Origin of the sequence: Enterococcus sp. C57, from assembly GCF_040887305.1 — a bacterium.
GTDB lineage: Bacteria > Bacillota > Bacilli > Lactobacillales > Enterococcaceae > Enterococcus_B > Enterococcus_B hirae.
Genome location: NZ_JBFOFP010000002.1, coordinates 1 through 15,178, shown reverse-complemented (window position 1 = coordinate 15,178; position 15,178 = coordinate 1). Strand labels below are relative to the sequence as shown.

At 33.9% G+C, this 15,178-nt stretch carries 8 protein-coding genes and 2 pseudogenes; 3 read left to right on the top strand and 7 right to left on the bottom strand.

The window, feature by feature from the left end; genetic code table 11:
• Positions 1 to 247 precede the first annotated feature (247 nt).
• The 6 genes from AB5M32_RS01995 to AB5M32_RS01970 all read right to left on the bottom strand — a co-directional run bounded on the left by AB5M32_RS01995 (position 248) and on the right by AB5M32_RS01970 (position 11,839).
• On the bottom strand, positions 248 to 4,372 hold the full coding sequence (locus AB5M32_RS01995; RefSeq protein WP_368024265.1) for a hypothetical protein: 4,125 nt from the start codon (positions 4,370 to 4,372) through the stop codon (positions 248 to 250).
• A gap of 561 nt (positions 4,373 to 4,933) precedes the next feature.
• The gene (locus tag AB5M32_RS01990; protein ID WP_368024264.1) at positions 4,934 to 7,162 is read right to left on the bottom strand and encodes a hypothetical protein; all 2,229 of its coding nucleotides are present in this window, start codon (positions 7,160 to 7,162) and stop codon (positions 4,934 to 4,936) included.
• Between the two features lie 125 nt (positions 7,163 to 7,287).
• Positions 7,288 to 7,767, bottom strand: coding sequence for a hypothetical protein (locus AB5M32_RS01985; protein ID WP_178286317.1), 480 nt, complete (start codon positions 7,765 to 7,767; stop codon positions 7,288 to 7,290).
• A gap of 477 nt (positions 7,768 to 8,244) precedes the next feature.
• Positions 8,245 to 8,643, bottom strand: a complete 399-nt coding sequence (locus AB5M32_RS01980; protein WP_223603268.1) for a DUF4430 domain-containing protein — start codon at positions 8,641 to 8,643, stop codon at positions 8,245 to 8,247.
• A gap of 111 nt (positions 8,644 to 8,754) precedes the next feature.
• A complete protein-coding gene (locus AB5M32_RS01975; RefSeq protein WP_034699997.1) occupies positions 8,755 to 9,318 on the bottom strand; it encodes a cob(I)yrinic acid a,c-diamide adenosyltransferase in 564 nt (187 codons plus the stop codon).
• A 22-nt stretch (positions 9,319 to 9,340) separates the two neighbouring features.
• A complete protein-coding gene (locus AB5M32_RS01970; protein WP_368024263.1) occupies positions 9,341 to 11,839 on the bottom strand; it encodes a vitamin B12-dependent ribonucleotide reductase in 2,499 nt (832 codons plus the stop codon).
• A gap of 143 nt (positions 11,840 to 11,982) precedes the next feature.
• Between AB5M32_RS01970 and AB5M32_RS01965 the strand changes: the two genes are divergently transcribed.
• Positions 11,983 to 12,534 carry a DUF6580 family putative transport protein gene (locus AB5M32_RS01965; protein ID WP_096710395.1) on the top strand — a complete coding sequence of 184 codons (552 nt, stop codon included), beginning with the start codon at positions 11,983 to 11,985 and terminating at the stop codon, positions 12,532 to 12,534.
• 192 nt (positions 12,535 to 12,726) lie between these two features.
• On the opposite strand, the gene AB5M32_RS01960 is transcribed toward AB5M32_RS01965, so the two are convergent.
• The gene (locus tag AB5M32_RS01960; protein ID WP_178286321.1) at positions 12,727 to 13,365 is read right to left on the bottom strand and encodes a hypothetical protein; all 639 of its coding nucleotides are present in this window, start codon (positions 13,363 to 13,365) and stop codon (positions 12,727 to 12,729) included.
• 470 nt (positions 13,366 to 13,835) lie between these two features.
• On the opposite strand from AB5M32_RS01960, the pseudogene AB5M32_RS01955 reads away from it, so the two are divergent.
• Together AB5M32_RS01955 and AB5M32_RS01950 are read left to right on the top strand one after the other, a co-directional pair.
• Positions 13,836 to 14,534, top strand: a pseudogene (locus AB5M32_RS01955) (transposase).
• A gap of 253 nt (positions 14,535 to 14,787) precedes the next feature.
• Positions 14,788 to 15,059, top strand: a pseudogene (locus tag AB5M32_RS01950) (transposase); the annotation flags it as partial.
• Positions 15,060 to 15,178 lie beyond the last annotated feature (119 nt).

Below are 15,178 nucleotides of genomic sequence, written 5' to 3'. Positions count from 1 at the left end.
CTTCCTTATTGTGGACTTTTTAAGGTGATTTTTCAAGTACTACCTTTGTACTTCTATCCATAAAGCTTGAATAGCTCACACAGTCGATCTAAAGAATCACTAGTTTGACTTAATGATCTTAAGTTAGTTGTTTTTAGCAGATGAAGATTGCTCTTTATCTACACTTATCATGAATGATTGCGATTCGTTTTAGAGATACTAGAAGAGACTGAGACAAGTTTTGTCCCAGTCTCTGAGCAATTATGGTTTATCGACTAACTTCAGCTGATCCTTGAGATAAAGAATTCATTTGTTTTATATTTTTGTTTGGTTTTGGTGGAGTATTTTGTTCCGATCCTAGATTACTTAGTCTTTGATTCAATGGTAATGGAACTTGATCTATTGGATTTGGGTTTGTTCTATCTAGTTCGGGAAGCTTACTTAGCAAAGTTGTTTTTCCATTGATTATTTCGTTAAGCTCTTTTTTATCTTCTTTAGTCAGAGTAAGCATATAAGGTATATTGCGTCTATTTATTTCATTAAGTTTTCTGCTACCAATAAATTCCGCCATCGTAGATAGCATTTTGGGTTCTACCTTTTGGTTCTCGTTAAGTGCTAATGCAGTGTTCATTGCTCGAGATAACAAAAGCGCGTTGTCATCCACTACTTCAGCTATAGTCTTCCCATTTATTTTAATGTCTGCTTCATTTTCTTGTTTTTTATCTGTTTGTTGTTTCGCTCTCTCTCTGATTATATCCCGAAGTGCTTCTTTTTCTTCTATTCTCATGACAAGATTATCAGAAAGTGTATCCATATACTTTTCATCAAGATAACTATTCTCAATGGTAATTGCTATTTCATGTAAATCCTTTGGAGAGATAGTTTTATTCTCTGAAAGTTGATAATTTACTTTTATTGTTTCAGCCAATAGGGAGACTATCTTATTCTGTACCACAACATTTAATAGATTAATTCGGGCTGGTGCTTTTGGTAAAGTTCCTGGTTTTGGCGACGTATTTGGTTCCAAGCCTGGAGTATTCTCACTTTGATTTAGTAGAGTTCTTAAATTTGGTTTTGGTGATGTCTGTAGTGGATTCTTTGGTTTTGAATCTAAATTGTTTAGTCCTTGACTTAATGTTGAACTTAGGTTCATTTTAGCTGGTTCTTGTGAAATTTCGAGTTCCTTATTTAGCAATGTTGTTTTTTCATTTATTATTTCATTAAGCTCTTTTTTATCTTCTTTAGTCAGAGTAAGCATATAAGGTATATTGCGTCTATTTATTTCATTAAGTTTTCTGCTACCAATAAATTCCGCCATCGTAGATAGCATTTTTGGTTCTACCTTTTGGTTCTCTTTAAGTGCTAATGCAGTGTTCATTGCTCGAGATAACAAAAGCGCGTTGTCATCTAGTACTTCAGCCATAGTCTTCCCATTTATTTTAATATCTGCCTCATTTTCTTGTTTTTTTTCTGTTTGTTGTTTCGCTCTTTCTCTGATTATATCCCGAAGTGCTTCTTTATCTTCTCTTCTCATGACAAGATTATCAGAAACTGTATCCATATACTTTTCATCAAGATAACTATTCTCAATGGTAATTGCTATGTTATGTAAATCCTTTGGAGAGATAGTTTTATTCTCTGAAAGTTGGTAAGCTACTTTTATTTCTTCAGCCAATAGGGATACGATCTTATCATTTATTACACTATTTGAGAATATATTCCGAAGCTTGTCTTTGTCTGCTTGTGTCAAGGCAAGCGTACGCATGAGCTCCAGTTTCTGGTCTATATTTAGGTTTAAATTCACAACCTCATTTGCTATTCTATGTAGTTTATTCGGGTTTGCAGGTCGTTTCTCTGAAAGCTGATGCTTATTTGTAATAGTAGTAGCAACAGCATGTACATTCTGCTGAAATAATTGTTCTGATTCTGTTGATTTTTTTTTGACATTATTACGTCTTTCATTCGCAATATGTTTTGCTATTTCCTTTAGATCATGTTGGGCGTTAGGTTTGTATTTTTTTATAATAGCTATATTAGCAGCTTTCTTTTGTTCTTCGTATATAGACAGAAGAGTGTCTTGATCTTTTTCTGGTATTTTAAGTTCGAAAATAACCTCTCTTTTCTGTTCATCACTAAGATCTAATTTCGCAATCTTTTTTGCTGTTTTATTTAGTTTTTCTGGGGAGTTAGATTGATCCTCTGAAAGTTCATATTTAGTTGTAATAGCTATAGTAGCAGCTTTTATTTCGGCGTCTTTCTGACTTTCTTGTGTTTGCAACAAGTCTTGTTTTTCTCTGTATATTTCTCCAAGAGTAGCTCGATCTTCTTTTGAGATTTCAAGTTTAGCAATAACCTCCCTTTTCTGTTCTTCAACAAGATTTAAATTCATAATCTCAGTTGCTATTGCCTCTAGTTTCTCTTTAGGGACAGATTGGTTCTCTACAAGTTGATATTTACTTGTAATAGCTAGAGTAGCATTATTTATTACCTGTGTTATTAATTTATTCACCTTGGGAATTTGATCATTTAGAAGCTCACGTACATCATCTCTATTTATAATATGTAGATCGGAAATAAAGTTATAACACGTACTAGGTTTCAAAGGAAGATAATAGAATTTATCAAGGTCTTCAATTAGTGCAGCTTTTGTTTTTTCCGATAAAGGCGTGTTTGAATTAAGGTTATGTTTTTCATTAAGATAGTCAATAAAAAAGGTTCTATCTTCGCTATCCATTTCAATAGTTCTTTGTTGTAGCAGATTTTTCTCTTTAGAAAGATCTTTATCTATTACTAGTGTTTCCGTATTTGTAGATTGCTTTTTCTCTTCAGTTAGTTCATAAGCAAGAGCAGGCTGATCTTCGGGCTGTGCTATTCTATTGCTTGGTTGTAACAGGTTTTTCTCTTCTGGATTCAATGGAAGATTGGAGATGTTTCCTTCGCTTGAAGTTGGATCATCTTTAGAAAGATCTTTATCTAATGCTACTAGTGTTTCTATATTAGTAGATTGCTTTTTCTCTTCAGTTAGTTCATAAGCAAGAGCAGGCTGATCTTTGGGCTGTGCTATTCTATTTCTTGGTTGTAACAGTTTTTTCTCTTCTGGATTCAATGGAAGAAGTAAAAGGATTCCTGCGGTTGAATTTGGATCATATTTAGAAAGTTCTTTACCTAATGCTACTAATGTTTTCACATTAGTATGTTGATTTTTTAGTTTATACTTTTTGGTTAATCTATAAGCAAGATTAGGCTGATTTTCGGGTTTTACTATTCTATTGCTTGGTTGTAACAGGTTTTTCTCTTCTGGAATCAGCGGAAGATGTAAGAGGATTCCTTCGGTTGAATCTGAATCATATTTAGAAAGTTCTCTATCTAATTTTGCGAATGTCACCGGATCAGTACGTTCCATTTTTAGGTTATACTTATCGGTTAATCTATCAGCAAGTTCAAGTCGATCTTCGGGTTTTACTATTCTATTTCTTGGTTGTAACAGGTCTTTCTCTTCTGGAATCAGCGGAAGATGTAAGAGGATTCCTTCGGTTGAATCTGGATCATATCTAGAAAGATCTTTTCCTAATGCTACGAATGTTTTTAGATTAGTATGTTGATGTTTTAGTTTATACTTTTTGGTTATTCTATAAGCAAGTTCAAGCTGATCTTCGGGCTGTACTATTCTATTTCTTGGTTGTAACTGTTTTTTCTCTTCTGGAATCAATGGAAGATGTAAGAGGATTCCTTCGGTTGAATCTGGATCATATCTAGAAAGATCTTTTCCTAATGCTGCCATTGTTTTCAGATTAGTATGTTTATTTTTTAGTTTATACTTATCGATTAATCTATCAGCAAGTTCAAGCTGATCTTCGGGCTGTACTATTCTATTTCTTGGTTGTAACAGGTCTTTCTCTTCTGGAATCAGTGGAAGATGTAACAGGATTCCTTCGATTGTAGCTGGATCATATCTAGAAAGTTCTCTACCTAATTTTGCGAATTTCTCCGGATTAGTACGTTCCATTTTTAGTTCGTACTTATTGGTTAGTCTATAAGCATGACTTTGCTGATCTTCAGGCTGTACTATTCTATTTCTTGGTTGAAACAGGTTTTTCTTTTCTGGAGTCAATGGAAGATAGAAGAGGATTCCTTCGATTGTAGCTGGGGCATATTTAGAAAGATCTTTTCCTAATGCTACTAGTGCTTTCATATCATCAGATTTATTTTTCTCAAGTTTATACTTATTAGTTAGTTCATAAGCAAGTGAAAGCTGATCTTCGGGTTGTACAATTACTTTTTTTCCGTTTTTTTTATTTAGTTTCAACCTATCTTTTAGTCTATAAAAAATACCACGCTGATTTTTGGACTGTACGCTTACTTTCTCTCCATTTTTTTTATTTAGTTTTTCCATGTTGTTTTCTCCTTTGCACTTTTATATACTGCTTTATAAATTTATCAGAAAAAAAAGGACATCAAAAACTTTTATTCCCAAATAAAGAAATTCTTGGAATTTAATACCATGGTATTTGTTCAAATTTTAGAATATTATTTTTAATTTCTGAAAATAATTAGTCAAGAATAGTGTTTTCAAAAAGATTATGCATGAATAAAGTTTTATTTGAGTCCACTTATACATAACTATTTCTTTCATAATTTTTTTCTGAATATATTTGCGTAACCACGTGTAGTGATTTGAAAAAAATAGTATTCCTGTATAAAAATATAGAAATACGTAATTTACGGATTTAATTCAATGACATCATGAAAAATAGAAACTTTTTGATTAATTAACGAACAAATGTGAGAAAACAAAAAAATCTGAGAAAGAATGGGGTACCTTCTTGCCCAGATTTGATTTTGCATCACTCATCAGTACTTATTGACGAAGAGATGAAAAATATTAATCATCCCTAAAACAGCAAGAGCCGAACAATCCCTTTTCAGAAAATGATTCGGCTTGAGCAATTATGGTTCATCGACTAAATTCATCTAAACCTTTAGATAAGTGAATCGTTGGGTTTAGTGGAGTCTGTGGTTTCGAGCTTAGACTGTTTACTATTTTTAAAGGATTACCTTTTGATGCATTTGGTTTTAGCGATATCGGTGGTTCCGATCCTAGATTATCCTCACTTTTCTTTAGTAGAGATCTTAATTTTGATTTTAATGACGTCTGTAGTGGCGTAGTGGGTTTTGATTCAAGATTATTTAGTCCCTGACTTAATATTGAGCCTAGGATCGTTTTAGCTGATTCTTGTAAAGTTTCTACCTGGTTTAGCAACGTTGTTTTTTTATTTATTAATTCATTAAGTTTATCTCTATCTATTTCTGGTATTTCAAGTTCGAAAATGACCTCTCTTTTCTGTTGCTTATTAAGATTTAAATTCAAAATCTCATTTGCTATTGCATCTAGTTTTTTTGGGGGATTAGGTTGGTCCTCTGAAAGTTGATAGTTGGTTATAATAGTTAGAGTTGCATCATCTACTCCATGATAAAAGAACACTTCATCATCTGTCTTATTTTTTTGTATTTTTAACAAGTCTTGTCTTTCTCTGTACATTGTCTTAAGAGCGACTCTATCCTCTTTTGATATTTCAAGTACTCTAACAACCACCCTTTTTTGTTGCTCACTAAGATTTAAATCTATAATCTCATTTACCATTTTCTCTAGTTTATCTCGGAAGGTAGGTCGGTCATTCGAAAGTTGATATTTATTTGTAATAGCTATAGTAGCATCATTTATTCCCTTAAAAAAAAATGGTGCTGCTTCGGCAAAATTTCTTCGGATAATTCGTTTCTTATTGTTATTTTTATTAACTAATTGTGCCCCATCGCCACCATGTCCATTTTGTGTCCGATCATTGACTCTAGAGTCTGTCTTACTTTCTTTTATTTTTGGCAATATCTCAAGTTTTCTGTATATTCTCCAAAAAGCTTCTCTATCAGCTTCTGGTATTTCAAGACCATTAATAACCTCTCTTTTTTGTTCATCACTAAGGTTTAAATCTATAATCTCTTTTGCTATTGCCTTTAGTTTCCTATGATGAGTAGCTTGATCTTCTGAAAGTTCATATTTATTTGTAATATAAGTAACTGAATCATGTACTAGCTGATTAAATAACTGTAATGCTTTAGCTCCTCTTATTATAACTTCTGACTTACTTTGGGCTGGTGTTGGCCATTTCTGTAGTTCTTTAAATGTTTCGAGAAGAGTATCTTTATATCCCTTTTGTATTCCAAGACGGATAATAACCTCTTCTTTCTGTTCCTCACTAAGTTTTAAATTAAAAATCTCCTTTGCTATTGCCTTTAGTTTCCTTTCGTGGATAGATAGTTCATATTTATTTATAATGCCTATAACTGCATCACCTATTTGCTGATAAAATGATACTTTATCTTCACCTTTTGTGTTCTCATCTAATTTAGCATCTGTCTTACTTTCTTGCGCTGTTAAAAAGTCTTGTCTTTCTCTATATATTGTTTGAAGAGTGGCTCGATCTTCTTCTGATATTTTAAGCTCGAAAATAACCTCTCTTTTGTATTCTTCACTAAGATTTAAATCCATAATTTCCTTTGCTATTGCCTTTAGTTTCTCTTCAGGGACAGATTGGTTCTCTGAAAGCTGATATTTATTGATAATAGCTATAGTAGCATGAATAGCAGCATTGTTTGCTTGCTGATAAAATAACTGTTCTGCTTTCATCAAATTTATTTTGTATATTTTCCAAAGAGTGGCACTATCTTCTGTTTGTAGTCCAAGTTGGAAAATAACCTCCTCTTTTTGTTCCCCACTAAGATTTAAATCCATTATCTCATCTGCTATTGCCTTTAGTTTATTTTCGGGGATAGATAGCTGATATTTATTTATGATAGCTATAGCTGCATCATCTACTTGCTGATAAAATAATATTTCATCGTCATCTTTTGTAATCTCTTTTAAATTAGCATCTGTCTTACTTTCCTGTGTTTTCAATGTGTCTTGTTTTTTTCTGTATATTTTCCGAAGAGTGGCTCGATCTTCTTTTGATAGTTCAAGTTTAGCTATAACCGCCCTTTTCATTTCCTCATCAAGATTTAAATCCATGACCTCATTTGCTGTTGCCTCTAGTTTTTCTTCGGAGACTGTGTGGTTCTCTAAAAGTTGGTATTTATTTGTAATATCTATAGCAACATCATCTATTACCTGCGTTATTAATTCATTCACCTTTGGAAGTTGATCATTTATAAGCCTACCTACATCCCTTCTAGCTACTATATCCAGATCGAGAATAAAGTTATGATACGTACTAAGTTTCAAAGGAGTATGATAGAATTTATCAAGGTCTTCAATTAGTGCAGCTTTTTTTTTTCTGATAAAGGCGTGTTTGATTTAAGTCTATGTTTTTCATTAAGAAAGCTAATAAACAGGAGTCTATTTTGACTATTTATTATTATTCTATCTTTGCTATTCATTTCAATAGTTCTTTGTTGTAACAGCTTTTTCTCTGCTGGAGAAAGTTTAAGATAGGAGAGGGTTCCTTCGATTGAAGCTGGATCATATTCAGAAAGATCTTCACCCAATGTTGCTAAAGTTTCTAGATTAGTATGTTTCTGTTTCTTAATTTTATACTTTTTGGTTAGTCTATTTGCTAGATCTTTAGGTGTTTCTGTTACTGTCTCTCCGTTTTTTTTCTTTATTTCTATATTCAGTTGCTTTTTTTTAAGTTCAAGCTTATTAATTATTCTATTAAAAATACCATGCTGATCTTGAGACTGTATTCTAACTTTCTCTTCGTTGTCTTTATTTATATTCTGTTCCTTGTTTGGCATGCTGTTTTCTCCTTTGAGATTTTATATACGCTTTATAAATTTATCAGAAAAAAAAGTACATCACGAACTTTTATTTCCACAGAAAGAAATTATTGGCATTTTATACCATTGTATTTATTCAGAATCTAGATTATTGTTTTTAATCTCTGAGAATATTTGGCTAAGATTAGTGTTATTAAAGGATTATGCTACAGAAGAATTTTATTTAAGTACCTCTGTACATAACTATTCCTTTAAACTATTTTTCTGAATATTTGCTTAACTACATGTGTTGGTTAAAAAGAGGAAATTTATGACCCTGACTGGTTTTTGTACTATTCATCGACTCTTAATGACATGGAGCCTATTTTCTACCACAATATTTATTAAAGCTAGATAAAAAGACGAAAATCAGTTCTCCTGATTTTCGTCTTTTTAGGCTTGTTCATCCGAAAGATTTGATCGCACGCTCAAGTTAATTTTTGAACTGTTACACTCTTACTTGAATGTTGCTAAATTGAACACTATCTGATCGTTAGGTGATAATTTAATATCATTTGCTCCTTTTTCCGCCATTTTGCCGTTGATTGTGAACGTCCAATATAATCCTTTATCTTTGTCTTGTGCGTGCCCATCAATTGCCGTCACAAAACCATTGTCTTCTTTCACTGAAAACTGTTTTTTTAGTAATTCCAACAAGGTCTGATTTGGTTGGTAAGTAACGTTTTTTGCCGATAGTTCTTTTCCCTCTTCTTGCAAAGTGATGGTCACTTTTTTTGTAGTGGCTTGTGATTGAGCGCTTGATTGTTCTGTCGTGGTAGGTGATTGACAACCAGTCATAACGATCATACTTGATAAAGCAGCTAATAATACTATGAATTTCTTCAAAAAAAACACTCCTATTTATTAATTTGTAAAAAGAATTTACTTAAGTTATCACTTTAAACATTATAGATATGATTCTTAGACAGTTAGATTTTAATCCAAACAGTAAGGTCTGATAAATAATTAATGGAATACTTTCCCAGCTCGCTCATAGAATGGTTCTTTAATATGATAAACCACATTGACATAACGTGCCAAGACAAAAAAGAGATCCGATAACCGATTAATCAGTTTATAACTCATTTGATTCGTTTCTGTTTCTTCCAAAATCAATTCAGTGATTTCACGTTCCGCTCTTCGGGTCACTGTTCGGGCAAGATGGAAATGCCCTGCTACTGGATGTCCACCAGGTAAGATAAATTTGTCGATCACCGGTAGTTTTTCTTGATAAAAATCAATCATTTCTTCCATTTTCTCCAAATCTTTTTTAGTCACGATCCGTTCTTTGACTTCCGTTGGTGTGGCAAAATCTGTTCCGATATCAAATAGTAATCGTTGAAGTTGGATTAATTGTTCGATCAAAAGCGCAAATTTATCAGGATCTAATTCTGCAACGATCGTTCCTACCCAAGAATTGATTTCATCCACACTTCCATAAGCTCTAACACGAGAAGCTGACTTAGCTAGCCGTTGCCCTCCGATAATACTAGTCATCCCAGCATCACCACTTTTAGTATAGATTTTCATGGTACCATGCTCCTTTTTAACCTTATAATCCACACTTTAGTTGTACTTTACAATGGGTGCAAGTACTGCAACCTCCGATTTCTTCAATTGTACCTTCATGACAAATCGGACAGCGCTCTTCACTCGTTGCTGAGTCGTTTGAAGCTTCTGTTAGCAAAACATCTGGGTGTACCTCTGATGTTACTAGCTCATCGGTAAAACTATTTTCTTCCGCTGATAAAGTCAGGACTTGTGAATCTCGGCTACCGTCAACATATACCGTACCGCCTTTTGCCCCACCTTGATAAAGTCGTTCGTAAATATCAGCTACTTCTTTAACACGATATCCCTTAGGTGCGTTGACTGTTTTGGAAATGGAGCTATCAACCCATCGTTGGATCGTACATTGGACATCCACGTGAGCTTCTGGTGAAAGCTCCATTGCTGAGACAAAGTATTCCGGTAACTCTGAGGCATCTGCCTCTGGATGTTTCGCTAGATATTCGTCAACGATTTCAGCGTGTACTTCAATGAATTTTCCTAAGCGACCGCTTCTAAAGTAGGAAAAAGAGAAATAAGGTTCCAATCCCGTGGAAACACCAGTCATCGTACCTGTCGAGCCAGTTGGTGCAACGGTTAATAAGTGTGAATTACGGATTCCATAAGTTAAGACACCTTGCCTAATATGTTCTGGCATCTTTTTCATATACCCAGAATGGATAAAACGCTCACGTAATTGTCGTGTTTCTTCTTCGTTCTTACCAACTAAATAAGGAAAACTTCCTTTTTCTTTTGCCAATTCGATCGACGTTTGATAAGCTGTAACGGCAATCGTTTCAAACAATTGATCGACTAACGCATTTCCTTCTTTAGAGCCATACGTTTTGCCGCAATAGATCAATAAGTCGGCTAAGCCCATCACCCCTAAACCAATACGACGTTCCCCTTTTGCTTGTTGCTCATTCTTGTCAAAAAAATAAGTGGTCGCATCAATAACATTATCTTGGAAACGTACACTGGTTCTAACCACTTCTGCAACTTTTTGAAAATCGATTTCTTGGTGCTCATCTACCATATTCGCTAAATTGATAGCCGCAAGATTACATACCGCATACGGTGTCAATGGCTGTTCTCCACAAGGATTTGTTGCAACGACTTTTTGACCATAGGCAGCAGCATTAGTCATCTCATTGGCGTTATCAATAAAAAAGATCCCTGGTTCCGCAGAATAAGTAGCACAGTAAGTGATCAATTCCCAAAGCTCTCTGGCTCGAATTGTTTGATGAACTTTCACTTTACGTCCTGTCGCTTCCCACTCACGAACATCACCGATTTCAGCCCAATGTTGATCATAATCAGCCATTTCTACTTCTGTATACTCGTCAATAGCAGGAAAACGCAAATCATAGGTCTTATCTTGTGCGACAGCTGCCATGAATTCCTTTGTCAGACAGATTGAAATATTCGCCCCTGTTAAGAAGTCAGGATCTTTGACACTATAACTTCCACCCATTTTTAATTTTTGCTTAGCCTCTTTGATGAAAGTATATTCTGCAAATTGCAAAAGCCCCTCTTCCTTAAGCAAGACTTCAAATAGCTCCCTTTCTTCTTGAGTTAAAGGAGAAAAAGCTAGTTTCTCACTTGCCAACTGTTTGATTAGCGGATTTTTACTTGTAGTTATCAACTGTTGCAAGATCAATGGATTCTGGATTTTTGAAATAATAAATTCAAAAATATCTGGGTGCCAATCATTTAGCATGATCATTTGCGCCCCTCTGCGACTTCCTCCTTGCTCGACTAAATGGGTGAGATTAGCTAAATCATTGAGCCAAGAAACAGCACCAGAAGATTTTCCATTTACGCCATGTACGACAGCTGATTTTGGTCTCAAGGTTGAGCCATTCGTTCCTACTCCACCACCACGACTCATGATTTCCATGACTTCTTCTCGGTGTTTTGCTAAACCAGAGCGAGAATCTTGAATAAATGGCATGACAAAACAATTAAAGTATGTGACTTCTGATTGCGTACCAGCGCCATATAACACCCTTCCGGCAGGAATCAAATTTTGTTCAGTCAATTGTTTGTAAAAATCTTCAAAAAATTCTGCTTTTCTATCGCCCTCGACTTGACTAATTCCGGAAGCAACCCGAGCAGCAATTTGTTCATAATACAGCTCTAAAGGTTTTTCAACTTCACTTTTGTTTCTTTTAACGAATCCACGAGCTATTTCTTCAGGATCAGTCAAAGAGGAGCGAAATTCCTCTTCCACTTCGATCGTTAAATCGTCTCCAGAGTGCTGAATGATCGTTCCAATTCCACGAGCCGGGTATTGTGGATCCGCATGTACCGTCAAGACGACTAGATCACCTATGGTTAACGTCTGATTATGTGGATCTTTGTAAGTATATCGATCCAACATGATCAAGCGTGAAATCCCTTCAAATGTCAGTTTCATTTGTGGATCAATAGGTTTGACCTCTGGATAATTCCGTATATCCTGATTAAGTTTTTCTATATATTTTTTTGAATAAATTCCCATTCCATCGCCACCTTATCATAAAAAACACTATATATAGTGTTTGTTAATTATTATCACACTACATCATGTGTTTTTCAATCTTGTAATAAAAAAAATTTATGATATAATGAGAACTATTATCAGTGAAGGAGCAGCCTCAAAAGATGAACACATTTAAACAAAAACCTTACTTTACGATTCACAAATTTGCTTATTTGTCATTATTAATTGCTGCCTGTGTCGTAGGCAGAATTTTTTTTGCTTGGTTACCAAATATTCAACCTATGACAGCAATTTTTTTACTACTTGCGGCATTTGGTTCTTTAACAGATGCTTTAATCGTCTCCATATTGAGCTTATTCATCACTAATCTATATTTAGGATTAGGGACTTGGACAATCAGTCAAATGCTCGCCTTCAGCGGGATTGTTTTGTTTTTTCATTGGATGAATCAGTTACCTATAGTCGCTAAGCATGTAACTATTCAAGCAATTTTGAGCTTTATTTGTGGATTAATTTACGGTTTGATTGTTTCACGAATTGAAACTTTCATCTATCAACTTCCCTCTTTTTGGGCTTACTATTTTCAAGGACTTCCTTTTGATCTCGCCCATGGTATAGGTAATTTCTTTTTTTATTTGATTCTCTTTCCCGTATTTCAACGAATACTATTTCCGCTATACAGTAAGACGCTTGATGACAGATATAAAAAATAAATGACGTGAGAATCCTTATTTTATCAGCCCTCTGATTATTTTTGTCTAACTTTTTTTTGGGGTATAGAATCAGAAGTGATTCTTCTGTCCCAGTTTTCATTTAGCCATAAAAAGTGGGATATTAATCAAATTTTTTCTGATTAATATCCCACACTCATTTATTATGTAATCATTTTTAGAGTTTATTGATTATTATCTATGTAACGGGTTATCCTGCTTATGCTGTAGGTCTTGAGATACAGCTGCTCTTTTTGGGGATGAGTTTTCTTCTTTAGATACTCTATTTAGTTTTTCTTTAAGATTTTCTCTTCTATCTTTGTTCACTGGAACTTCAGAACTATTTCTAACATTATTACCTCCCTCATACTTCCCCATTTCTTCTACTACTCTCTGTCGGCTTATGTGTGGACTTTTTTTCAACTCATTTTTAAGATACCTCAATACACTACTTCGAGGGATGGCTCTATTCTTCATAACTTTTGCTATTACTTGCTCAACCGCTTTATCCTCTTTTTTTCTATATTTACCCTTAAACTTCTTCAATTCTTCTTCTGCTCTCTCTTTACTTATGAATGGATTATGCTCTAATCCATATGTGAGATACTTAAATATTTGGGAAGGATCTTGAGTCCTGTCTGCATCCTTCATAACTGTTTTTATCTCTTGTTTAACCGCTTTATCCTCTTTTTTGCTAAGTTTATTCTTCAATTTTTCTTCTGCTCTCTTTTTACTTATGAATGGACTATTCTCTTTTTCTTTAGTTGTATTCGAATTTAATTCAGTTGGTTCCTGTTGAATAGTTTTTGTCTTTTCCTGTTCCTTGTTTGGCATATTATCTTCTCCTTTAAAATTTTATATACTACTTCATCAATTTATCAAAAAAAAAGAATACATAAAAAACTTTTATTTCCGGGAAAAGAAATTTTTGTAATTTAATACCATTTAATTGATTAAAATTCTAGGTTACTACATTTAGTTTCTGAGAATACAAGGTCAAGAATAGTATTTTCAAAGAATTATGCATCAAAAAATTGTATTTGAGAAGTCCTATACATAACAGTTCCTTTCATAATATTTCATTGATTCTTTAATCCTATTTTTGATTTAGCTATAAAAATCGGGTCGTTCATCCAATTTTTTCTGATTAACGACCCGAGCTCATATACTATGTAATTTGGGCTCTATATTTTTTGATGTTGGTGAAATTTACCAACATCTTTTTCATGATGTAAAAACATAGAAAAGACACCCTGAAATCCTTTAGAATTAATTTGACGAACCAATTCATAGGATAATTCAAGATGTCTTGTACTCAGCTTATCAAAGATCCCCTAAATATTCTAGACCTAACTATCTATTTTGAGGTAAATTGTTAAACCAAAGAAAGATATAAAGAGAAATTTTGCTTGATTTACAAAGGTACTCTTCAATACACGCCCGAAGAGTGTCCACATTATTCAACATATAGGAAGAACTTTTTTAAACCACCGAGTGAAGGATACCAATGCACGACTTAAAAGTACTTCTCAATACCAACGTGGGCTTGGTAGAAAAATGAAACGTTATTGGAAACTCCTACAAAAAGAAGAAGCAAAGTTGAACTATGAAAAACGGGTTTGGTGTTCCAGTTTCAAAGATTACTTAACTGAAAGTGAGATTGTCGACCGATTGTTAGCTACTTGTGCCGATCTACGACAAGGCTATCAGTTATACCAAGATGTTCTTTATGAGTAAAGAAAAGAGATCATTCACTATTTGAGGACTGTTTATCCAGAGAAGTCAGCCAGTTACCTGAAACTTATGCGATAACTTTGCGAACATTTAAAAAGTTTCTGCCACAGATCCAAAATGTCCTCCGCTACAGTTATTCAAACGGACCACTAGAATGTTTAAACAACCATATTAAAGTATTAAAACACAATACTTATTGTTTTCGAAATTTTTATAATTTCAAACGACGGATCATGATTCGACACGGTAAAACTATTTTAACCAAATAAAAAGAACTGAACTGGGACAATAGTCAGAAAAAAAATCTGATTATTGCCCCATTTTTTTGATTTTAAGGTACACAAAAAGCACGCAACCTTGTGAGATTAAAGTAACCCAACCCAATCAAAAAGGAGCATGCTTTTATGTTTAAAAATTATACCATCAATCAAACAACTTTACCACTAGATGTAGAACAATAATATATTCCAGAAACGGATGTTGCCTTTAAATAATAATTGGTGCTATTTCAAAGCAGAATGCAGGAAAAAGCTTTTAGAGGAGAAAACCGGTTCAATTTATCGGAAACGAAAAATTGATGTCGAACCAGTGTTCGAGCATCTAAAGGCTCACTTGGCCGTTTTCACTTACGTGGGAAACAAGGAGCAACGATTGATATTGGCTTGGCACTCATGGCACTTAATTTGAGAAAATTGGGGAAATATATGAAGGAAAAAGTGTCTAAAATAAGAAAAATCAGCCTGATTTTCTTTTTGAAAAGTATTATTGGCCCAATCTCGTCCAAATTATTCTAAGATTTCTCTTTACCAACATCATTTGACAAAGAGCCAGCAATTATTGTTCATCGACTAAATCCATCTGACTTTTTAGGTAAATGATTATTTTGTTGTACATTTTGGTTTAGTAGAGTTTT

Coding starts and splice junctions, on each gene's coding strand:
- AB5M32_RS01985 (WP_178286317.1), bottom strand. CDS start 7,767: ATGCCAAACAAGGAACAGAATATAAATAAAGACAACGAAGAGAAAGTT.
- AB5M32_RS01975 (WP_034699997.1), bottom strand. CDS start 9,318: ATGAAAATCTATACTAAAAGTGGTGATGCTGGGATGACTAGTATTATC.
- AB5M32_RS01970 (WP_368024263.1), bottom strand. CDS start 11,839: ATGGGAATTTATTCAAAAAAATATATAGAAAAACTTAATCAGGATATA.
- AB5M32_RS01960 (WP_178286321.1), bottom strand. CDS start 13,365: ATGCCAAACAAGGAACAGGAAAAGACAAAAACTATTCAACAGGAACCA.
- AB5M32_RS01965 (WP_096710395.1), top strand. CDS start 11,983: ATGAACACATTTAAACAAAAACCTTACTTTACGATTCACAAATTTGCT.
- AB5M32_RS01995 (WP_368024265.1), bottom strand. CDS start 4,372: ATGGAAAAACTAAATAAAAAAAATGGAGAGAAAGTAAGCGTACAGTCC.